Below are 21,498 nucleotides of genomic sequence, written 5' to 3'. Positions count from 1 at the left end.
TTCCCTGAGCCACCGTTAGCGGTGATAAAGTTCAGGGGCAAAACTAATACCGAATACCGGCTTATCGTGTGTTTCCCGTAAAAGCCAGCAGGCGTAGCCAAGTTGGTGGCTGCCATCCAGCGTTGCCAGCGGTACCGCATCGGCAGCCAGCACTAACTGCATATCCCAGGCGTATTCAAAGCCGATGTAGCTGCGCACCAGTTCGCGCATCACCGACATATCTCTGCCCCAGGGACTAAACTGCAGGTATTGCGTGAGTGTAAGTGGGCCCATAATCAGCTTGAACTTGTGCTGTCTGTCCTGCACGGTGTCCCCCAGGATAGCTCCATCTCCGAGTAGCGAGGCGTGGTGATAGTCTCCCAGCACGGTCTGATCCTTGCCTTCAAGGAAAATCCATTGCAGGTCAAACTCTTCAATCTGCACCAATACGTCAAAGTAGTACTGCATTGCCCCCAGCAAGCCGTCTGGGTTGCGGGCTTCACGAATCAAGTGTGCTGAAGAAGCTAGCCTGGCGTGTTTCTGCAGCGGCGCAGGGTCAAGTTCTGCCGGGTCCAGACCAATAAGGCTGCCAATGTAAAAGGAGAAACGTTCGTCCTCATGGCGATCCAGGGATGCGGTATCCTGCGATAAGAACCAGGCGCGATAAAACTGGCTGAGTGCCCGATGGTGGAAAATATCTGCAAAATCAATCAGCGTGTGGTCATGCTGCTCGTAACGGGAATAGGCCAGTTCAGAAAGGTGAAAAGGCATTGCGCCCTGTGCGCCCCAAATCCCGAGGCCATACAGCTGCAGCTTAATTTTTTCATTTTGCAGGCTGATGGCAGAAATCTCACGCGGAGAGAAAGTCATGCTGGAAACTTGCCCCAGGCGAAAGCGCTCTTGCGCCGGACGCTCTGCCTGGCCGGGGGGAGGCAAATCTGGGGTGAGGGCGGCAATAGCCCGCATGACGCTTATGAAGCCGGCCTCCCAGGGCTTGGCACTGTCGTACCAGGCATCCAGCTCGGGGGGCAGCATCGGCTGATTATTAAGTTCAGGCGGAGTCATAACGCTCCCCGTCTACCCGGGCGTGCTTTCCAACGGCCGATAAGTCCTCGCTGCATAGAGTGCAGCTCTGTTTCCGTAAAGATATTGATGGCGGCGTGGCGCGCCAGGTAGTTCTCCATGATCAGACCAAACAGGTAGGGACTAACACCCGAGAAACCTTCTTCATCTACCGTCAGGCTACAGCTGACTCCGCGGCCATAAACCAGCAGGCCATCCTCTGACAGGCGGCGCACGACCGGCTGGGTTTTGCATCCCACAAGGCTGTTGATTTGCGCCACGGAATCAAGATCGGAAGCGTTGGTAAAAAGCCGTAGCATATTACGCAGCGATTCCCCACCCTGAGCATGTTCCATCTCAGACAGCGGCAAATAATTGAAGCTTAACTGCCGGATAAGCCGCCATGCGGCTTCACCTACGGCAAAGGGTGAGCGTGGAACGCTGGGAGAGCTGACAAAGCGGGCGCCATGAACAGGAACAGCATTCGACATGGTTAAATCAAAGCTGCCGGTGCTGCTAAGAAGGCGCGGCAAATCGCGATTAGTCGCCATAGTGTCAACCAGAAGGTAGCGGATATGTTCCCCGTAAGGGGCTTCCAGCTGATCGACCAGGGAGATAAATATTTCGGTTCCGCTGTAAGGGGTCCGGGTGTCATATTTTCTTCCTGTTGCTTCTTTAATCCGCACTTCCCTTGTTACCGAGAAATAACGGCCAAAATTATTGGTATCAGTGTGGCGGGTCTGATAGAGCGGGTTAAAGGTCAATTCATCACTGGTCTCAGCCTGCAGGCCGAAAACTTTATTTACTGAAAATACCTCATAATCCAGCGGGCGGCTTCGATCGGGCACAATATGGAAGTTATTTAATGCCCGATTGACTTCAATGCGATCGACCCGTTTCGGGAAAAGATTAATGACAGGAGTACAAAAAAGTAGAAAGCGCGAGGCATCCATGTGAGCGATTAAATGCTGAGGGAGTTTATTAAGCAGAACAATTATCTCAACCTCTTGGGTATTATTCTCCGCGAGCGCACGGGATAACTGAGTGAGGGTGAAGAAGTAAAAACGCTCACGGCAGGCGATGTACTCCTGAATCAAAGTATGTCCGTGGAAAATATTCCATTGCATAGGCAGCAGGCTTTGATCCACATTCATTCCTTCGAATTTTAACGGCTGGCTGTTGATGATGTGGTGCCGTGGTTTATCCTGCTCCCCACTACGGACTACCATGGCAATATGGCTGCCATGCAGCAACTCAAAAGTATGTGAAACAATACGCTCATCACCTTTAATATAGATCGGAAGCTCATCTAACCCAATTAAATCTGAAAAGAGCACATCACCCTTTAGTCTAAGTTTAATCCGCAACGCACCCTTCATTTGTTGATGGCTGACACGATGGTTTTCCATGTTTGGTATGTCTGGCGGTACGGATGTTAATCTGACTTCTGAAATTTCCAGAGGCCAGAGCGTCACTTCTTGATTGTTTCGGAATTCGCAGCGGGTCATTTCTCCCGGTAAAATACTGCTATAAAAAGCACTTTTTTTAGCGACAGTGTAGCCATGAGTTAAATCTCCCTCGCTTAAATTGGGATCAAGCTGAACAACGCCCATTGAGGGAGTGGGTGAGTTATAGTTTGGATAAACTACATCCAGCAATCTCTGAGTAAACCTGGGGAACTCAGCATCAAGTTTAATCTGAGTTCTTGCCGATAAAAAACAAAAAGCTTCAATTAAACGTTCAACGTAAGGATCGGCAACTTCGATACCGTTCATTCCCAAACGCCCGGCAATTTTGGGATGGCGCTGTGAAAACTCCTGCGCCATTTCGCGCACGAATGTGAGTTCCTTGTTGTAGTAGTCTAAAAAATTATTTTCCACCCGCCATCCTGTCAATTGTCGTTTTTGCGAAAAAGGTTCTCTGAAATTACAATGAATACCTATAATAAAACCGCAGCCTGTGTTCGCAAAGAGTTTGAGCTTCATTAATTAGTGACTATTTTAAAAGTAAAAATCAACTTTACGATGGGCATATTGTTCTTGTCGCCAAATTTAAGAATTTGCATCGGGCAAAAATCCTAAAATTGAGCTGGCGGTTCCTGAAAGGTTTTTCTTTTCGGGGCTACTGGCTAATATGCCCCGGGCATCGGTTTCCGGTATAAATAATCTCTATGGTACAACCGGGCGTCTACCCACTTAGGAAGAGTGAAAAATGAGAATTTACATTTACAGGGAGCGTAACTATGGTCATCACTCGCAAAAATCTGTTTGGTAAGCTAAACACAAGCTTATTCAAAAGCCTTGAAAGTGCCACAACGCTCTGTAAGCTTCGGGGCAATCCTTATGTCGAGCTGATACATTGGTTGAACCAAATTTATCATCAGCAAGATAGTGATATTAAACATATTATTCGCCACTTTAAGTTGGATGCTGAAGTGCTTGAGCACGATTTCTCTCAGGCATTAATCCGTTTACCCGCTGGCGCAAGCTCAATCTCTGATTTTTCCTATGATGTTGAAATGGCAATTGAACGCGCGTGGGTCTTTGCCAGCCTTGAGTGTCATAGTGCTTGTATTCGTAGCGCGCACTTACTTATCTCCTTGCTTAATAATAGGGAGCTACAGCGCGCAACGTTTGCGATATCTCGTGAGTTCGAAAAAATTCCGCTGGAACACATCAGTAAAGATATGGGATATATCATTCGCGAATCGGCGGAGGAGAGCGACTTAGCGGATGGCTCAGCGCTTCCCCACGACGCGGGTGTTCCCGGGGAAGCCAGTCATGCGATGGGTGCACCTCATTCAGGGGCATCTCTTTCTCAATACTCCACGGATCTGACGGCCCTCGCGCGCGAGGGAAAAATTGATCCGGTGTTGGGGCGTGATAAAGAGATTAATACCATGATCGATATCCTGCTGCGTCGTCGGCAGAATAACCCGTTACTGACCGGGGAAGCGGGCGTAGGTAAGACTGCCGTTGTGGAAGGCCTGGCTCTGGCGGTAGCGGCGGGTGAAGTCCCTCCCTCCCTGAAAAATGTCCGTCTGCTGACGCTGGACCTGGTCGCACTCTCTGCGGGCGCCAGCATGAAAGGTGAGTTTGAGGCCCGCTTAAAATCACTGCTGGAAGAGGCGATCAACTCGGCCGAGCCGGTGATTCTGTTTATTGATGAAGTCCATACTCTGGTGGGGGCGGGTGGTAATGCCGGAACGGGCGATGCCGCCAACCTCATGAAGCCAATGCTGGCGCGTGGCCAGTTGAGGACCATCGGCGCGACCACGTGGAGTGAATTCAAACGCCACATTGAAAAAGACCCCGCCCTTACGCGCCGTTTTCAGGTACTCCAGGTTGATGAACCCAGTGAAGAGATGGCGATCGCCATGCTGCGCGGCTTGTTACCTGTGCTGGAAGAGCATCACGGCGTGTGGGTAATGGATGAGGCAATACAGGCGGCTGTACGCCTTTCTCATCGCTATATTCCCGCCCGCCAGCTGCCTGATAAGGCGATCGGTTTGCTGGATACAGCCTGCGCTCGGGTGGCTGTTGCACAGCATACGCCGCCAACCGAACTGCAAATTTTGAAATTCAATAGTCAGTCAGCTCAGGCTGAAATGTCGCTGCTTGAAAAAGCGATTGGCTTCGGTAAGGAGGAGCGGAAAAGCATTCAGCCTATCCTCACGGTTATCAATCAGCATGCTGAAGAAGCGAAAGTGCTTGGCAGCCGCTGGACACAAGAGTGTGAGCTGGTAACCGATATTGTTGAAACGCGCAGGCAGCTGCTTGATTACATGAAAGATGCACCTCAAGAGCCGGAAAAGCTTGTCGCGCTTCAGGCCAAGCTGCATCAGTTTGAGCAGTCGCTAAGTGATATTCGTGGTGAGCTGCCCCTGGTGCAGGCAGAGGTTAATGCGGGTGTAGTAGCGGCTATTGTTGCCAGTTGGACAGGTATTCCTGTTGGGCAGGTGTTGAAAGATGACGTTAGCGCAGTAATGGAGCTTCCACTGCGTCTCTCAGAAAGGGTCATTGGCCAGGAATACGCTCTCACCTGCCTGAGCCAAGGTATCCAAACTGCGCGTGCCGGGCTTGCAGACCCAAAAAAACCTTTCGGGGTCTTTATGTTAGTGGGGCCATCTGGCGTGGGGAAAACGGAAACCGCACTGGCGATTGCCAGCCAGCTTTACGGCGGTGAGCAGAATCTGATCACTATTAACATGAGTGAGTATCAGGAAGCGCATACGGTCTCTTCACTTAAAGGTTCTCCTCCGGGTTATGTCGGTTACGGTGAAGGCGGTGTGTTAACCGAGGCGGTACGACGTAAACCTTACAGCGTCATTTTACTTGATGAAATAGAAAAAGCGCACTCCGATGTTCACGAGTTATTCTTCCAGGTTTTCGACAAAGGCTCAATGGAAGATGGCGAGGGGCGCCAGATAGATTTCAAAAATACGATTATTTTGCTGACCAGTAATACTGGGAGTGAAATTATCAGTCACGCCTGTGCCGATCCTGAAACAATGCCGAATGAAGAAGGCTTGCTGGAAATGCTGAAGCCCGCGTTACTGCAGACATTTCCGGCAGCATTTTTAGGCCGTGTTACCACCATACCTTATCTTCCGCTGGCAACAGACTCACTGCAGCATATTGTAAAAATCCATCTTGAACGTATTGCCGAACGAGCAAGGGGCAATTATGGCATCGAGATAATTTTTAGTGATGAATTAATGCACCATATTATTGAGCAGTGCCCGGTTGCTGAGACCGGGGCAAGGCTATTAATTCGCTATATAGAGAAGAATATTTTGCCAAAAATTGGCGTGGCCGTGCTGAACTCTACGGGGGCTGCTGATTCAAAATGCAAGAAAATGACGATGTATGTGAACTTATCATATGAAAAGAGAATTGAAGTTTTTATGCAAAACGAGGAGGAGTTATCAGTAGAGTGATTCCAAAGAATCTGAGTAAAAAACGGCAAGGTATATTTCCCGTCAAATCGTAATGAAAAATTATAGGAAATTATTAAATGCGTAAATTAAAAATGAAACTGTGCGCAGTGGCACTGGCTACAGTATCAGCATCAGCAATGGCAGCCGACGCGGACCTGGCTCCCGGACAGGGGACGGTAACCTTCAACGGCAAGCTAATAGCAGAGACCTGTACCATCGCCAGCGATTCACTTGATATACAGATACAGCTTCCTACCCTCTCTATTCAGACTTTGAAATCTGCTGGCGTAACCGCAGGTTCAAAAAACTTTGATGTCAATGTGGAAAACTGTCCAAAAGAAATCACTAATGTTGCCGCGCATTTTGAAGCTATCGGCAGTAGTGGTGTGGATTCCGCAACGGGCAACCTGACGAACCAATACCAGGATGGTGGTACCGCGGATCCTAAAGCCGGTAATGTTGAAGTGATCCTCTATGACTCGAACGAAAAGCACCTGAAATTAGGAGATACCGGCACCGGAGTTAAACCCGATGCAGATGGTAAAGCCACCATGACTTATTACGGTGGATATTACGCCACGGATGCGACCACCGCAGGTAAGGTCTATGCCAAGGCACGTTACACCCTGGCATATCCATAACCTTTTACCTATGGGTGAAAATGGGGCGAGAAATCGCCCCATTTTACCAAGAACTCATCCCGTATGCCTCTTTTCAGGTGGGATATGAAACCCGCAGGGTAGCGCTATGTCATATCAAAAAAAAATAGTTTCACTATTTTCCGGCACGATTTTGTCGCTTGCATTAACTACTCAGCTCGCATTAGCGGGTATGACCATCTCAGGCACCCGCATTATTTTTCCAGCGGCCGAACGTGAGCAAACCGTCAGAACCACGAATAAAGGTCATAGTCCGCTGCTGGTGCAGGTGTGGGTTGATGATGGCAGTAAGAATGATGATATCAACAGCATTAAAGTTCCGTTTACCGTTACCCCGCCGATTTATCGCGTGGAGCCGGGAAGAGGGCAGAGTATACGCCTGATTTATAATGGCATGGTTCTGCCCCAGGACCGCGAGTCGGTTTTTTATTTTAACCTGCTGGAAATTCCACCGGTCGATGAAAAAGTGAAAAACACCGATCGACTTGAACTGGCTTTCAGAACACGGATTAAAATATTTTATCGCCCGGCGGTTTTAACCGGTAGCAGCTACAAAGATGTTAACAAAGTGCGTTGGGAAGTTATCAGTCCGACGAAAGGGATTAAAGTGACAAATCCCACGCCCTACTATTTTTCGTTTGACTCCGCATTCATCACTTCAGGTGGAGTGAAATATCCACTGTCTGTTGATATGGTTGCCCCTTTTAGCAGCAGAGATTTCCCTTTGCAACTTAAAGGTAACGCGCCGCCGGTCACAGTCAATGGCGGAGGAGTTAGTTTGATAAGCGATTATGGTAGCGTAATTAAATATAGTCTTACTCCTGGTTTAGGGAAAGTTTTAACCATTAAAGAGTGAGAGTTTTCTTTAAGGTGACAGTCGTAAGTTTGTTGCCATAGCTTGTTGTTTTAGTCGGGGAGGCAAGGAAGTGAAACCGATAAAATTTAAGCATCATCAATCCCGATTGATATATGAATCAAGGTTAGCTTATGCAGTCAGACTGATTATTATCTCTTCTTTGGTAGCGAGTTTTTCAATTCCGGCCCAGGAGGGCGTGGCTCATTTTCCAGCCCGAAATGAGCAGGGATCCTCCCCTGAAAATGTGAAGTTCAACAGTGCTTTTATGCATGGGATCAGCGTTGATGTCTCACAATATTTCCAGGGTAATCCTAATCCTGCCGGGGAGTTTGCCATCTCCATTTCCCTCAATGGTAAAAACCGTGGCCAGCACAACGTACTGTTCGCGCCGGTGAAAGGGGCTATCGGCGCGCAACCCTGTTTCAAGGGAGAGCAGCTTGCCAAACTGGGGATCAAAGTAGAGGACGCGGAGGGAGCAGCTGCGGTCAATGGCAGTGATGTAAAAGATGCCGGGCAGTGTGCGACGATGGAACAATGGATTCCCGGTGCCAGTGCCAACTATATCGCTGGTGATTTTCACCTTGATCTGATTATTCCTCAGGCCTACCTGGTGCAAGTTCCACGCGGCTATACCGACCCAAATAGCTGGGAAAGGGGTACTACCGTGGCATTGCTGGACTATAACTCCAACTTTTACGTCCAGCAGAGAACGGGCAGCTCCTCAGGTGGTGATACCCATTCTTTAAGCGGGAATTTAGGGATGATGGCCGGACTGAATGCTCTGGGATGGCGCCTGCGCAAGCGTATTAATACCAGCTTAAGCAGCAATTCTTCGCAACATACTCAGTCACTTTTGACCTATATTCAGCGAGATATCCCGGTTCTGAGAAGCCAGTTAACGCTAGGTGACAGCACGACCAGCGGTGACCTTTTTGATAGTCTGACAATACGCGGGATCCAGCTACAGTCGGATGATCGCATGCTGCCGGATGGGCTGCGTTACTACACGCCCCGCATCCGCGGTCTGGCCGAAACCAATGCGAAAGTGACAGTGACTCAGCGTGGGCAGATATTATACCAAACCACTGTTCCCCCTGGTCCCTTTGATATTGACGAAATTGGCGCGCTCGGATACGGGGGCGATCTGCAGGTCACTGTGACCGAAGCGGACGGCCGCAAGAAAACCCAGGTTGTTCCTTTTGCAGCCCCACCTATGCTGCTGCATCAAGGTGTTGCCCGCTTTAGTGTTACGGTAGGCAAGCTGCAGGACGATTCGTTGCTCGAAAAGCCTGGAATGGCGCAGGGTTTTTATCAATACGGCATCGGCAATCTTTATACGCTGTATGGCGGTGGCCAGCTTTCCGATAACTATGCGGCATTGGGGCTGGGGCATGCATTTAATACCCCGTTAGGTGGGATATCAATGGATATGACCCGCGCACGTAGCCAACTGGGTAGTGGCAAAGTATCTAGCGGTAACAGCCTCAATATCGGGTTCAGTAAATATGTCGGTACCACCGATACAGATGTCACCCTTGCTGCGTATCGCTATTCATCCAAAGGCTTCTACAGCCTGAGAGATGCGGTGCTGGAGATGCACGGAACGAGGCACAACGATCAATATCTGGTCGACTACCGAACTCGTCAGCGTTTTACAGTGAACATTGGGCAGCCCGTGTGGCGTGACGGCAGATTGAATTTCTCAGGCAATTTCTACAGTTACTGGAGCAAGCGCTCCTCAGCCAGTCAGTACACGGTGACCTATAACCAATCCCAGCGGCATTTCTCTTGGGCAATCTCGGCTTCACGCTCCTATACCAGTGACGGTCATAATGTAAATAATCTGATGCTGTCATTCAGTGTTCCTTTGGGATACAGCAGCATTGCCAACAAGCCGGCGTTCAATACGCTTTACTCCACGGTTACGCATGATAACGACGGCGCGACATCGTTGCAGGCAAATGCGATTGGTAACCAGGGTACACAAAATGAGCTGAGCTACGGTGTCGGGACCTCGGTTTCCAGTGCTAAGAGCGAAAGCACGCAGGCGGCTGTGAATGGTAACCTGAACTATCAGTCGCAATACGGCGAGTTTGGCTCGACAGCCTCCGTTGGCAACAGTGCACGTCAGCTCTCGCTTTCAGCGAGTGGCAGCGTCATCGCTCACAGTGGTGGCGTAACTCTTGGCCCGCGCCTGGGGGATTATCCGTTTGCCCTGGTGAGCGCACCGGGGGCTGAAGGTGCGCGATTACTCAATGGCTATGGCTCCAGAATCGATGCCAACGGTTATGCCATTGTGCCGTCGTTGACCCCTTATCGTACCAACACCGTTGCGGTGAATACGCGAGGCTTGCCAGATACGGTGGACGTTCTGGAAAGTGAAGCAACAGTGATCCCTCAGATGGGCGCGGCGGTGAAAGTAAACGTTAAGACCCTTGTCGGAAGCCCAGCGGTACTTATCGTGCGCGACAGTAAAGGCAATCCGCTGCCGATTGGCGCAAATCTTGCGGAAGAAGGCAACAGCAGCATCGGTATTATCGGTCAGGGGGGTATGGCATTTGTGCGCGGCTGGAAAGCTGAGAAAGATAATCTTTATGTTGAAAACTCATCCGGTCGTCGTCTCTGTACCATCTATTCTGATGAAAGTATTGCGCAAAAAATTGCTGATGCTAAGGGGGCAATTACCCAGGTGGAGGTAGTATGCCATTGAGTAAATTTACCATCGGGGAAGTAGGTATTTTCCGAGTAATATTCATTTTTGCGGCATTAAGCGGCCAATTAATTTTATCCGCGGATGCTTGTTTAACTGATTGTGCTATCGATGTCAGTTTTACAGGAAAATATACGGAAGAAACCTGTGAGGTGCTGGTTAATAATGGTGGTAATAATGGCGTGGTAACATTGCCACAGATATCTACGAATTCTCTTAAGAATAACGCGAGTGAAGCAGGAAGTACGCCTTTTGATATTGCATTAAAAAACTGTCCAGCTAATCGTTCAGTGACGCTTTTTTTCAATAGCCATTTATCAAGTTTTGATAGCGTCACGGGTAATTTAATAAATAATACTATAGATAAAACATATAGTCTTAATGTACAAATACGGGTCAGAAAAGAAGATGGCTCGCAGGTCTTTATTGATAATCCATCAACTGGTCAGACTTATCTTATTCCAGAGTCAGCGGAGCCAATAAGTCACAGGTTTGTAGCGAGCTACTATGCATTAGGGGACTCGGCCGTTACCGCAGGTAAAATTCAGACAATCGCCGGGGTCGAGTTGGATTACAAATGACAGGGAGGCAGTGCTGGCTAATCACCTGACAGTAGCCATCAGGTTAAAAAACATTCTTCAACACTTTTAAAAGAGTAAATATTCCTATGAGAAGAAGTAATTCGCAAAAATTTATTGCACGCAATCGTGCACCAAGGGTGCAGATAGAGTATGACGTGGAAATTTATGGTAGTGAAAAGAAAATCGAATTGCCATTTGTTATGGGTGTGCTTGCCGATCTGTCTGGTAAGCCACTTGAGCCGCTGCCGCCTGTTGCCGACAGAAAGTTTTTAAATATCGATATCGACAACTTTGACGAACGTATGAAGGGTATGCGACCGCGCGTTGCATTCGCGGTTCCTAATACGCTAACGGGCGAAGGACAGCTGATGGTGGATATGACTTTTGAAAGCATGGATGATTTTGCACCAGATGCGATTGCCCGCAAAGTTGACTCTTTGGCGCAGCTGCTTGAGGCCCGTACTCAACTTGCCAACCTGCAAACTTATATGGACGGTAAAGCCGGCGCAGAAAACCTGGTGATGAAAGTGCTTAATGACAAATCACTATTAAGTACTCTGGCTTCGGCTCCTAAACCAAAAAAGGCTGATGACAGCACTTCCTTAAAGTGATGAAGAGAGAAAACTATGGCAACTCATTCAGAAACAAATAAATCTGCTGTGACGCAGACGGCCTCGCAGAGTGATTTTAGCACCTTATTAACTCGTGAGTTTAAGCCGAAGTCTGAGCAGGCTAAAACGGCAGTTGAAATTGCGGTGAAAACACTCGCTGAACAGGCGTTAAGCACTTCAATTACCCTGGCTGACGACGCGTATAAAAATATCGCGGCAATCATTGCAGAGATCGATCTGAAACTTTCCGAGCAAATTAATCTGATCCTTCATCATGATGATTTTCAGCGCCTTGAGAGTGCCTGGCGTGGGCTGAACTACCTGGTCTACAACACCGAAACTGATGAAAAGCTGAAGTTACGTTTTATGGACATTTCCAAAAATGACCTACGCCGTAATATGCGGCGTTATAAAGGCATTGCCTGGGATCAGAGCCCGCTTTTCAAGCAAATTTATGAAGAAGAGTATGGCCAGTTGGGGGGTGAACCCTATGGTTGCCTGGTCGCTGATTACCACTTCGATCATTCGGCACCTGATGTTGATCTCCTTTCATCAATTGGACGGGTGGCTGCATCCGCCCATATGCCATTTATAACTGGCGCATCACCTTCTGTGATGCAGATGGATTCCTGGCAGGAACTGGCAAACCCGCGCGATTTGACAAAAATCTTCACGCAAAATCTCGAATATGCAGCCTGGAACTCTTTGCGCCAGTCTGAGGACTCTCGTTACATCGGGCTGGCGATGCCGCGTTTTCTCGCCCGTCTGCCGTACGGTATCAAAACCAATCCGGTCGATAACTTCAATTTTGAAGAAACCACCGACGGTGCTGATCACAGTAAATATGTTTGGTCGAATGCGGCTTACGCAATGGCGGTGAACATCAACCGTTCGTTCAAGTATTACGGCTGGTGCACCATGATCCGTGGAGTAGAAAGTGGTGGCGTCGTAGAGGATCTTCCGTGCCACACTTTTCCAACCGATGATGGCGGAATCGATATGAAATGCCCGACGGAAATCGCCATTTCTGACCGTCGCGAAGCCGAGTTGGCGAAAAATGGATTTATCCCGTTAATTCACCGGAAAAATACCGACTACGCAGCATTTATTGGTGCGCAATCGCTTCAGAAGCCGGCGGAATACTACGATCCCGATGCCACCGCAAACGCTAATCTTTCCGCCCGTTTGCCTTATCTGTTTGCCTGCTCGCGCTTTGCGCATTATCTGAAATGTATCGTGCGTGACAAGATCGGTTCTTTCAAAGAGCGTGAGGATATGCAGCGCTGGCTGAACAACTGGGTGATGAACTACGTGGATGGCGACCCAGCTAACTCTTCTCAGGAGAGTAAAGCCCGCCGACCATTGGCTGCCGCTGAGGTGGTGGTAGAAGATGTGGAAGGCAACCCGGGGTATTATCAGGCGAAGTTCTTCCTACGACCGCATTTCCAGCTGGAAGGTTTGACCGTTTCATTACGTATGGTGGCTAAATTACCTTCTTTGAAAAATGTTGCCTGATTTATTAGATGCTATTAATTAATCTTTGACTAAAAACCGGGTTTTTAGATTTTTTTGATTAACTAAATTTAACTCTAGATTTTTTTATAATTTTTTTTCTTGTTGCACTTTGTGTGACGTAACTCAATGAGAAATGATAAAGGAAATATTATGGCTCAAGATATGTTTATCAAAATTGAAGGCATCGAAGGAGAATCACTGGATGCTACTCACAAAAATGAAATAGAAGTGCTTTCATGGAAGTGGGAGAGTTCTCAACATTCAAATATGCACAGTGGTTCTGGCGGCGGTTCTGGCAAAGCAACGGTGGAAGATTTTTGCTTCGTGCATTACGTTGATAAAGCCAGTACTAATCTTCTTAACTATTGTCTTTCGGGTAAGCACATTAAAAACATCCAGTTTGTAGTGCGTAAAGCCGGTGGCGATCCCCTGGAATATCTGACAATCAAGTTCACCGATGCGATTATTACTCGAGTCAGCACCGAGGGTTCATATGACGATGAAACCCGTCCGCGCGAGACTGTAAAATTCGCTTTCACTAAGCTGACTCAGGATTATGTGATGCAAAATGCTGAGGGTGCCAAATCTGGTGTTATCTCAACAAGCTACGACGTAAAAGCTAACTTGCGCAGCTAATTTTACGGGTATGATGTAAAAGAGTTTTGCTGTAGCAGCGGCAAAACTCTCATTCAAAAAATAAAAATCATGGATAGGATTATGTTGTTCAGAACAGGAGTTCAAAAAGTATGCTTTTGTATTCAGCATGGTCTGGCAGTAATACTTCTGTCGACCTTATTAACCTCCTGCAGCAGCCACGAAGAACGTGAGCCAGTAAATGGTGAGATAAAAATAAATCTGGCTGCAAGCAAAGACGTTAACCCCAATGAAAACGGCCATCCCGCACCATTGAAAATATTTGTTTACAGCGTCAGGGATATGGACGTTTTTAATAATGTTGATTTTTTCGAAATATTTGATGGAAATAGCAAGCCAGTCCAGGAAGCTACGTCTAAAGATTATGAAGCGATTTTACAACCGGGAGAAGCTCGCGTGATTTTTCTTAAGCCAGATCGCGATGTCCATGGATTGGGTTTCATTGGTGCTTATCGCGATATCAATGATTCAGTTTGGTCAAATAGTTGGGTTTTTCCCGAAAGAAAAAAATCATGGTGGTGGTCAAATATTTTTAGTGATGATTCGATTGAACTGAGTGTGGATTTCCAAAAAACAAAAATTACAATCAATAAAATGGATTAAGCCGTGAGAACGAATAAAGTCGTCTGGAGTGAAGGGCTGTTTCTGCGTCCGCAACTTTTTCAACAGCAGGAACGTTACTTTGAATATTATGCTCATAAGAGAGCATCAACCCTGAGTCCTTTTTATTGGGGGTTTTCACAGTACGAGATAGATCGTGAAGCGCTTGCCTATGGCAAATTAGTGCTGCGTTCTGCACGTGGCGTTTTGCCAGACGGTACCCCCTTTGACATTCCGGATCATGCCGATTTGCCGGAACCATTAACCATTTTGCCAGAGCATCTGGGCAAAACGCTCTGCCTGGCTGTTCCGCTGCGGCTTGATAACAGCGATGAGACCATCTTCAGTCAGTATGACAATAGTTCTCTTGCGCGTTTTCGTGCCCAGGAAGCTGAGCTGTGTGATACCAATTCGATTCGGCAGGGCCCTAAACCCGTACAGCTTGCTAAGCTCCGGCTGAAACTGGTCTCTCAGGATGAGATGACTGAATCATGGATTGGCCTAACATTGACACGCGTCAAGGCGATTCAACCGGATGGCAGCGTCCTGTTGCACTTGGAAGACCACATCCCTCCGGTCACCGGTTATGCCGCTAATCATCTGCTCACGGAGTGGCTGACACATTTAAACGGTCTGGTAAAAATGCGCGCTGAAATGCTGGCAACCCGTTTATCAACTTCAGATGGAAAAGCCAGCGCCAGCGCGGAAGTTGTGGACTATCTGCTACTGCAAATCTTCAATAAATATGAACCGATCCTCGATCACCTGCGCAATATCCCGGAGCTGCCACCGATAGTTCTGTATGAAGAACTGGCTAAACTTGCCGGCGAGCTGTCGACGTTTGTTCGGACCAAAACGCGCCGCCCAAAACCGGCGCCTGGCTACGATCACGCCAGGCTTTATCCTTCCATTCGTCCCTTGGTTGATGATGTTCACGATTTGCTGAACCAAATTTTGGTGCGCGCAGGTCAGCTCATCGATCTCCACCACAAGGGTAACGGTGTCTGGTCGGCTGCCATCCTGCCGAATGAGCTGCTTTCCTTCACTAACCTGGTTCTGGCGGTTCATGCACAGCTGCCGATGGATGTGTTGCAGCAGCAGTTCCATGCACAGGCCAAAATCAGTGCGCCGCAGCAGCTTCACGAACTGGTGCGTTCACACCTGCCAGGTCTGGTGTTGCAAGGGTTACCGGTGCCTCCGCGGCAGATCCCTTATAGCTCGGGATATGTTTATTTTGAGTTGCTTAAAAGCGGTCCTTTCTGGGAAAAGATTTCCACCACCGGTGCGCTGGCGCTACACATTGCCGGTGAATTCCCAGGCCTGAAAATGGATCTTTGGGGAATCAGGGGCTGATGAAAGACGATACCAACCCGCCAACCACGGCTGCTTCAGAGCTGGTTGCCGATCAAGAGAGTTCAGCGCAGGCATTGGGTAAATTCCTGCTTGATGAACAGGGTGACTGGGTTCAAAAGCCGGGTGTGAAATCCTCTGAGCAGGGTGATATGCCCGAGCCTGATGATAAAATTTTCAAAAATCACCTGATGCTGAAAAGCGAAAGCGTACAGCAGCGCATGTTAAAGGTTTCGACGGCAGAAAGTCCCCTGCTTGAGGCTGCTCAACCGCTGTTGCGCGCTCTGAGTGATATGCCAGAACAGATCGCCGATCTCAGTTACGTCGAGATGCTCAAAACTACGCTTAAGAGCCAAATCAATCTGTTCAGTATCGTCTGTGACGAGGTCAACATTCCCTGGAAAAAGATGGCAATAGTCCGCTACTGCCTGTGCACAGCTCTGGATGAGGCCGCGCACACCACCGCGTGGGGGCTGGAGTCCGGCTGGTCGCAAAGCAACCTGTTAAACCACTTTGAAGGGGATAACGACGGAGGCAACAAATTTTTTCTGCTGATTGGCCGTCTGTCGATGAACCCCAGCGAGTTCGCTGATGTGCTGGAAGTGCTGCTACGTATTCTAGGACTCGGTTTTGAGGGGCGTTACAGCATCGTTGAAGAGGGGGATCGCCAGCTGACTAAAATACGGCAGCGCCTACTGACGTTGATTCAAAGCACCCGCGAAACCACTCTTTCTCTCTTGTCACCGCATGGCCTGCAGCCGCACGGACCGGTACGACGCAAGAAAATGATCGTTCCGGTGCGGCTGACGGCACTCTGTGCCGGGATCGTGGTCGCTGCCGCATTTATCGGGTGCAAATACTGGCTGTCAATGCGGGCAGATGGGCTGAACAATGACATCTACCTGATGCAAAACATTAAGGTGACCAGCCCGCAGCTGAAAATGCGCCTGCGTCTGGCTGTGCTGTTGCGTAAAGAAATTAACCAGCAGCTCCTGAGCGTGGATGAAACGCAGAAACTGAGCAAGGTGGTATTGCATGGCGATTCATTATTCCTGTCTGGCTCCATCAAGGTTCAGCCACAAATGGTGAAAGTTATCGAACGCGTGGCGCGTGAAGTACGTCGTGTTGATGGGGATGTGGTGATTGTTGGCCATACGGACAACACGCCTATCCACCGCCCCGGTCTGGAAGACAACCTGGTGCTGTCGGAAAAACGCGCAGCGGAAGTGGCCAGCTATTTCACGGCGGCAGGTTTGCCCGCCAGCAAGGTGAAAGTTCAGGGGGTCGGCAGCAGCCAGCCGCTGGCTTCTGATGATACTGCTCAGGGACGGGCGAAAAATCGCCGCGTAGAGTTTTTTGTCACGTATTAGTGAGAGTGACCATGTCTTATTTAAATAGAGTCTTCAACAGGCGGTCTTTGAAGGCGCTGCTAACTATTTGCTGCATTGCTCTGGTCGTTGCTGCTATCTGGCTGCTTGGGCCATTCTTTGGCTTTGGCGAATCGCGCCCGCTGCTCAGCGCTAAGTCGCGGTTTATCTTCATTCTGCTGTCGATACTGGCACTGGTGAGCTTCTGGCTGCGCTGGCCGCTTTTTATCGTGCTAAGCGCCTCTGTTTGCGTCCTGGTCTGGGTTTTTGGTCCGTTCCTTCTGGCGGGAGATAGCCATCCGCTTGCCGCGATAAGCGCGCGCTTAATGATTATCGCGGCAGTTCTGGTCATCACCTTGCTCTACGCTTTGTGGTTACTGCTGCTGGCGTTAAAAGATAACCCGTCCCTGCTGGATAAATTCATTCGTAACGCTCCCGCTGCGGCCGAAGAGGACACCTCAGAAGTGACTTCAGCTATCGCCAGCGCGGTAGAGTACGTCAATAAAAATCGTAGCAACCTCTCGTTTTTTCAACGAGTCATTCTCGCTCGCAAACCACTTGAAGTGCTGCCCTGGTACATGATGTTAGGCACGGAAGATGCGGGGAAAACTTCCGCTATTCTGGCTTCGGGACAAAACTTCCCTCTGCCTGAACAGTTAAATCTGGTGGGGAAACCGGCAAAGCAGACGCGAAACTGTGAATGCTGGTTCGCCAATGATGCCATTTATATTGATACTGCGGGTAAATACGTTAGCGAAGCCGAAAAGCATCTGAGTGAGTGGAATGCGATGCTCAAGGCGTTAAAGAAATACCGACCGGTGAAAGCGCTGAATGGCGTGGTGGTCGCTTTTTCCGCAGCCGATGTGATGGGGCGCAATAAAGCAGAGTTGTTCGAGCTGGCGGCGACGTTACGTGCCAGAATAGAGGATTTACGCCAGACGCTGGGCGTTCGCTTCCCGGTGTATGTCGTGGTGACAAAGCTTGATCAGCTACCCGGTTTTGCCGAATATTTCAGGATCTTAACCGAGCAGGAACGTGAGCAGGTTTGGGGAGTCACCTTCCCGTATGGCGATGCCCGAACAGAGTCGTGTTCTGATATCTCTGGCCAGATAACAGCGGAGTTACAGCTGCTGGAAGAGCGTATCGAACGCGATATGATCGTACGGCAGCAGGAAGAGTACGATAACCGTGACCGTAAGAAGATGTACGCGCTACCGCAGGATGTTCGTCTACTTGCAGGCATGGTGTCTGAGGTTGTGAACAACATCTTCTTTTCTTCCCGCTACGATGAAACCCAGAGTTATACCCAGCTGCGGGGCTTGTATTTCGTCAGCAGCCTGCAGCCGGTAGATTTTAGTTTGTTAAATAATGAGACCATTATGCGCAAATGGTCCAACTACGTGGATCATACGGTCCCAACGGTATCAGCCTCTCTCACGGCAGTACCTGGAGACCGCGATTTCCTCATTAAAGATGTCTCCTATGGTCGGCAATATTTCCTGAAGCAACTGTTCAGTGAAGTGATCGTTAAGGACCTTGATTTAGCACGCCATAATTTGGCGAATGAGTCGAAATATCGCCTGCAGCGTTTTCTTGGGCATACGCTCTGTATTATTACGACATTTATAATGCTTAACGGTTTTTACAACAGCTATCACTTGAATAATTCTTTCCTGGATACTGTCCAGACGAAAGTCGTGGCGCTAGATACTGAAGTGAAACGCTTCGTCAGCACGTCTAATCACAATCTGCTGCCACGGCTGCTGATGCTTTCACAATATTTGCCAGAATACGGCAACCTGGACATTTTTAATCCGACGTTAGAGTGGCGTTATGGCCTTTATACCGGCACGGATGTGATGAATGCTTCGGATTCACTCTATCAATTTTTCCTGCAAAGATTGCTGCTGCCGCAGATCGAACAGCAGACGACACAGGCGTTGCAACAGGCGATCGATAAAGGCAATACCGAGCAAATTTTCAATCAGTTAAAACTCTACTTGCAGGTATTTGCGCAGGGGAAAATGGATCGTGAATACATGATCGACAGCATCACTCATCTTTGGGAGACCAGTGGGAAACTGCAGGCTTATGAAGAGCGTCGGATTTTCGTCTCACATCTGACCAACCTGCTGGCCTCGCCCGACTGGCGTCGCTATGGCCAGGGAGTTGATGACGGCCTGGTGAAGTATGCTCGTACCCTGATCGAGCGCGAGGATGTTGCCAGCAGACTGTATGAGCGGATTAAAACCTCACTGGCACCCGATGTACCTGCTGATTTGACGCTGAATGCGATGACAAAATCCCGCAGCGGTGAGCTTTTCACAATGGATGATGCCGCGGGGGAGACGGTCATTCCCGGCCTTTTTACCCGCGCAGGCTATTACGAGCTGTTTAAAAAAAAAATGGACCCGGGCTTAATGCTGCTGGAGCGTGAGGACGCCTGGGTGTTGGGCAAAGGCAGCAGTAATGGGGAGGGCGGCGCGCGGCCAAAGATAAAAGTGACAGGCGAAGGGGTGTTAGTTAACCCGGTTCAGCAGCAGATTTTGGCACTTTACCTGGATGAGTACGCCCGACACTGGCAGGAATTTCTGGGTAATATTCGCATCAAAACAGATGTGATGCCGCTGGAGTACGGGGATGCTGGCGTTATCGGCGATGTATATATGCTAAAAACGCTCAGCGCTACGGATTCTCCATTGGTGAATCTGCTCCAGCGAGCAGTGGAGGAAACGACACTGGTAGGAAAAGACGATAAGTCTTTGCTCGATAACGTTAGAAATAAAGGCAGGATTTTAAATGCGGTAGCGAAAGTTAATCTGGCGTGGGCCGCGGTGGAAAAGAAGCTGCTGCGTGAGCATGTGGACAGTCAGTTTTCTCCACTGCGCGAATTTGTGACCGGTAGCAGTGAGCCAGCCATGGATGCGCGCCCGGCGAGGGCAGGAGCAGAGCTGAACAAGCTGATGGCAGCGCTCAGTGAGCAATATACGCTGTTCGTACTCTACAACGATGCATTGAAGAGCGGCAGCGTTTTGGCGCTGTCCAATGCCGCTCTTAACATGAGTGCAGAAGCGCAAACCTGGCCTGAACCGCTACCTGAGCTGGTTGGCCCGCTGTTGGAAAATGCCTATCTCCACGCCAGCCGTGAAACTATCGCCAAAAGTAATGAAGGCATTGAGGACAGCCTGGGGCAGGTTTGCCGCGCAACGATTGAAGGCCGTTACCCCTTTGCGCAAAGTCAGCGTGAAGTAAAACGATCTGACTTTGAGCGCTTTTTTGCTGCCGGAGGTCTGGTTGACAATTATTTCCAAAAAAATTTGGCGGATAAAGTGGATACCGCTTCCCATCCGTGGCGCTATAAGGGGCAGAGCGATTACAGCGATGAGGACATACTGAATGTTTTTGAGCAGGCCGCAGAAATTCGTGATGCTTTTTTTCAGGAGGAAGGTGGGCGTAAGCTGTCGCTCTCTTTTAAAGTATCCGTTCCTTACTTAGACCCGGAAATTACACAGCTTAATATGAATTTTGACGGCGCGCAGGTGAATTATGCTCACTGGGCCGTTTCGCCAGTGTCTGTCACTTGGCCAACCTCCCGTATCGCGTCAAAAATTACGTTGAATGCGATGCCGCGGGTAATTTCCGGCTCATCATCGCGGAAATACAGTGGCCCATGGGCGCTATTCCATTGGCTCGAGGGGGCCAAAGATATTGTCGATTCAGATGACGACGGTATGGCACTGGTATATGAATTAGATAAGCGCCGCGCAAATATTGAAGTTAGTGGGCTGACCTTTGGAGATCGTCTTGCGATGGACCTGTTGCATGATTTCCGCTGCCCTGGTGATAAATAACACCTGCAAATCTAAGATAGAGGGAACTATGTCGTTACGCCTGTATTTACTTGTCGACGGATCGCGTGCAGGCCTGTTTAGTCGCTGGGGCAGAGCGCAGAGAAAAGTGCACGATTTTATTGTGAAGAATGTGCTAATGAATATGGGTGAGGCTATGTCAGATGAATATTGCTCACGGGGGTATCCGTGGTGCTTTGTCATCTCGGCTGCTGCTTTGAAAGTGAATAAATATTACATCGGCTCATTTATTATTCAGCCTGGAGAGGCAGGAGTAGAATCATTGGTTATTATCTACAGTGCGGTTTCTTCTCCCTGGCTTGAGAAAAATATGCTTGCTGAATACCCACTAACATTCTGGGCAGCAAGGATTTTGAATAATCGGCAGAAAAGCGATTTTTCTGACAAAAAATGGAAAACATTGTTTCAGTGGGTTAAAGCGTTAAAGCGTTCTTATTCACCCTTTTGGGAATCTTTTGCTTTAAAAAAAGCATGGAGCTTTAACACACTTTCTCAGGTTTTACTCATGGAGGGTTCGAAGGAAGATTATGGGATTCGCATCAATGACGGTGTCGAAGCAATGCCGTGGAAGAGCTGGCCTGACTGTATTCAACAGGAAGAGGGGATCTGGGTTTGGCGGCAAAGTCGGCACAGGAAAATTTTGGATTCGCGCAGGATCCCGTTACGAGGGGCAGAGGCAAAAATGCCTGAGGCACCATTCTAAGATATTCACAACGCATCGGGTGGTGATATGTCACGTACTATTA

Annotated in this window: 15 protein-coding genes; 13 read left to right on the top strand and 2 right to left on the bottom strand. The window is 48.9% G+C overall.

The features are described 5' to 3' along the window. Positions 1-15: 15 nt before the first annotated feature. Together tssG and tssF are read right to left on the bottom strand one after the other, a co-directional pair. Positions 16-1,044, bottom strand: coding sequence for a type VI secretion system baseplate subunit TssG (gene tssG / locus ID864_RS06745; RefSeq protein ID WP_191149604.1), 1,029 nt, complete (start codon positions 1,042-1,044; stop codon positions 16-18). Further along, positions 1,041-2,921 carry a type VI secretion system baseplate subunit TssF gene (gene tssF / locus ID864_RS06740; protein ID WP_048917477.1) on the bottom strand — a complete coding sequence of 627 codons (1,881 nt, stop codon included), beginning with the start codon at positions 2,919-2,921 and terminating at the stop codon, positions 1,041-1,043. Before tssF ends, tssG begins: the two co-directional genes overlap by 4 nt. Positions 2,922-3,283: 362 nt before the next feature. On the opposite strand from tssF, the gene tssH reads away from it, so the two are divergent. The 13 genes from tssH (at position 3,284) to ID864_RS06675 (ending at position 21,455) form a co-directional block, all read left to right on the top strand. Next, on the top strand, positions 3,284-5,980 hold the full coding sequence (gene tssH, locus ID864_RS06735; protein ID WP_191149603.1) for a type VI secretion system ATPase TssH: 2,697 nt from the start codon (positions 3,284-3,286) through the stop codon (positions 5,978-5,980). A gap of 77 nt (positions 5,981-6,057) precedes the next feature. Next, complete coding sequence (locus ID864_RS06730; protein WP_048918771.1) at positions 6,058-6,621, top strand: fimbrial protein; 564 nt, start codon at positions 6,058-6,060, stop codon at positions 6,619-6,621. A gap of 106 nt (positions 6,622-6,727) precedes the next feature. After that, complete coding sequence (locus ID864_RS06725; protein WP_048918770.1) at positions 6,728-7,495, top strand: fimbria/pilus periplasmic chaperone; 768 nt, start codon at positions 6,728-6,730, stop codon at positions 7,493-7,495. 70 nt (positions 7,496-7,565) lie between these two features. After that, complete coding sequence (locus ID864_RS06720) at positions 7,566-10,205, top strand: fimbria/pilus outer membrane usher protein (RefSeq protein WP_191149602.1); 2,640 nt, start codon at positions 7,566-7,568, stop codon at positions 10,203-10,205. Then, positions 10,196-10,786, top strand: coding sequence for a fimbrial protein (locus tag ID864_RS06715; RefSeq protein ID WP_099755141.1), 591 nt, complete (start codon positions 10,196-10,198; stop codon positions 10,784-10,786). The genes ID864_RS06720 and ID864_RS06715 overlap by 10 nt, the downstream gene beginning before the upstream one ends. Positions 10,787-10,872: 86 nt before the next feature. Next, the gene (gene tssB, locus ID864_RS06710) at positions 10,873-11,397 is read left to right on the top strand and encodes a type VI secretion system contractile sheath small subunit (RefSeq protein ID WP_062818480.1); all 525 of its coding nucleotides are present in this window, start codon (positions 10,873-10,875) and stop codon (positions 11,395-11,397) included. A 15-nt stretch (positions 11,398-11,412) separates the two neighbouring features. Then, positions 11,413-12,912 (top strand): type VI secretion system contractile sheath large subunit, encoded by a 1,500-nt coding sequence (tssC, locus tag ID864_RS06705; RefSeq protein ID WP_062818479.1) that lies wholly within the window; start codon positions 11,413-11,415, stop codon positions 12,910-12,912. A gap of 150 nt (positions 12,913-13,062) precedes the next feature. Beyond that, a complete protein-coding gene (locus ID864_RS06700; protein ID WP_191149601.1) occupies positions 13,063-13,548 on the top strand; it encodes an Hcp family type VI secretion system effector in 486 nt (161 codons plus the stop codon). Positions 13,549-13,629: 81 nt separating this feature from the next. Beyond that, on the top strand, positions 13,630-14,169 hold the full coding sequence (gene tssJ, locus ID864_RS06695) for a type VI secretion system lipoprotein TssJ (RefSeq protein ID WP_191149600.1): 540 nt from the start codon (positions 13,630-13,632) through the stop codon (positions 14,167-14,169). Positions 14,170-14,172: 3 nt separating this feature from the next. Then, the gene (gene tssK / locus ID864_RS06690) at positions 14,173-15,519 is read left to right on the top strand and encodes a type VI secretion system baseplate subunit TssK (protein ID WP_048918658.1); all 1,347 of its coding nucleotides are present in this window, start codon (positions 14,173-14,175) and stop codon (positions 15,517-15,519) included. Continuing rightward, the gene (gene tssL, locus ID864_RS06685; protein WP_191149599.1) at positions 15,519-16,886 is read left to right on the top strand and encodes a type VI secretion system protein TssL, long form; all 1,368 of its coding nucleotides are present in this window, start codon (positions 15,519-15,521) and stop codon (positions 16,884-16,886) included. Before tssK ends, tssL begins: the two co-directional genes overlap by 1 nt. An 11-nt stretch (positions 16,887-16,897) precedes the next feature. Further along, on the top strand, positions 16,898-20,734 hold the full coding sequence (gene tssM / locus ID864_RS06680) for a type VI secretion system membrane subunit TssM (RefSeq protein WP_191149598.1): 3,837 nt from the start codon (positions 16,898-16,900) through the stop codon (positions 20,732-20,734). Positions 20,735-20,762: 28 nt separating this feature from the next. After that, the gene (locus ID864_RS06675) at positions 20,763-21,455 is read left to right on the top strand and encodes a T6SS protein Cts1T (RefSeq protein ID WP_191149597.1); all 693 of its coding nucleotides are present in this window, start codon (positions 20,763-20,765) and stop codon (positions 21,453-21,455) included. The last annotated feature ends 43 nt before the right edge of the window (positions 21,456-21,498 follow it).

Origin of the sequence: Erwinia aphidicola, from assembly GCF_014773485.1 — a bacterium.
In the GTDB taxonomy this organism is placed as follows: Bacteria; Pseudomonadota; Gammaproteobacteria; order Enterobacterales; family Enterobacteriaceae; genus Erwinia; species Erwinia aphidicola.
Note: the sequence above shows the minus strand (reverse complement) of the source record. Positions and strands in the feature narration are given on the sequence as shown.

What these genes read in the sequence shown, in the direction of transcription:
- tssG (WP_191149604.1), bottom strand. Translation starts at nt 1,044, where the DNA reads ATGACTCCGCCTGAACTTAATAATCAGCCGATGCTGCCCCCCGAGCTG.
- tssH (WP_191149603.1), top strand. Translation starts at nt 3,284, where the DNA reads ATGGTCATCACTCGCAAAAATCTGTTTGGTAAGCTAAACACAAGCTTA.
- ID864_RS06730 (WP_048918771.1), top strand. Translation starts at nt 6,058, where the DNA reads ATGCGTAAATTAAAAATGAAACTGTGCGCAGTGGCACTGGCTACAGTA.
- ID864_RS06725 (WP_048918770.1), top strand. Translation starts at nt 6,728, where the DNA reads ATGTCATATCAAAAAAAAATAGTTTCACTATTTTCCGGCACGATTTTG.
- ID864_RS06715 (WP_099755141.1), top strand. Translation starts at nt 10,196, where the DNA reads ATGCCATTGAGTAAATTTACCATCGGGGAAGTAGGTATTTTCCGAGTA.
- tssB (WP_062818480.1), top strand. Translation starts at nt 10,873, where the DNA reads ATGAGAAGAAGTAATTCGCAAAAATTTATTGCACGCAATCGTGCACCA.
- tssC (WP_062818479.1), top strand. Translation starts at nt 11,413, where the DNA reads ATGGCAACTCATTCAGAAACAAATAAATCTGCTGTGACGCAGACGGCC.
- ID864_RS06700 (WP_191149601.1), top strand. Translation starts at nt 13,063, where the DNA reads ATGGCTCAAGATATGTTTATCAAAATTGAAGGCATCGAAGGAGAATCA.
- tssJ (WP_191149600.1), top strand. Translation starts at nt 13,630, where the DNA reads ATGTTGTTCAGAACAGGAGTTCAAAAAGTATGCTTTTGTATTCAGCAT.
- tssL (WP_191149599.1), top strand. Translation starts at nt 15,519, where the DNA reads ATGAAAGACGATACCAACCCGCCAACCACGGCTGCTTCAGAGCTGGTT.
- tssM (WP_191149598.1), top strand. Translation starts at nt 16,898, where the DNA reads ATGTCTTATTTAAATAGAGTCTTCAACAGGCGGTCTTTGAAGGCGCTG.
- ID864_RS06675 (WP_191149597.1), top strand. Translation starts at nt 20,763, where the DNA reads ATGTCGTTACGCCTGTATTTACTTGTCGACGGATCGCGTGCAGGCCTG.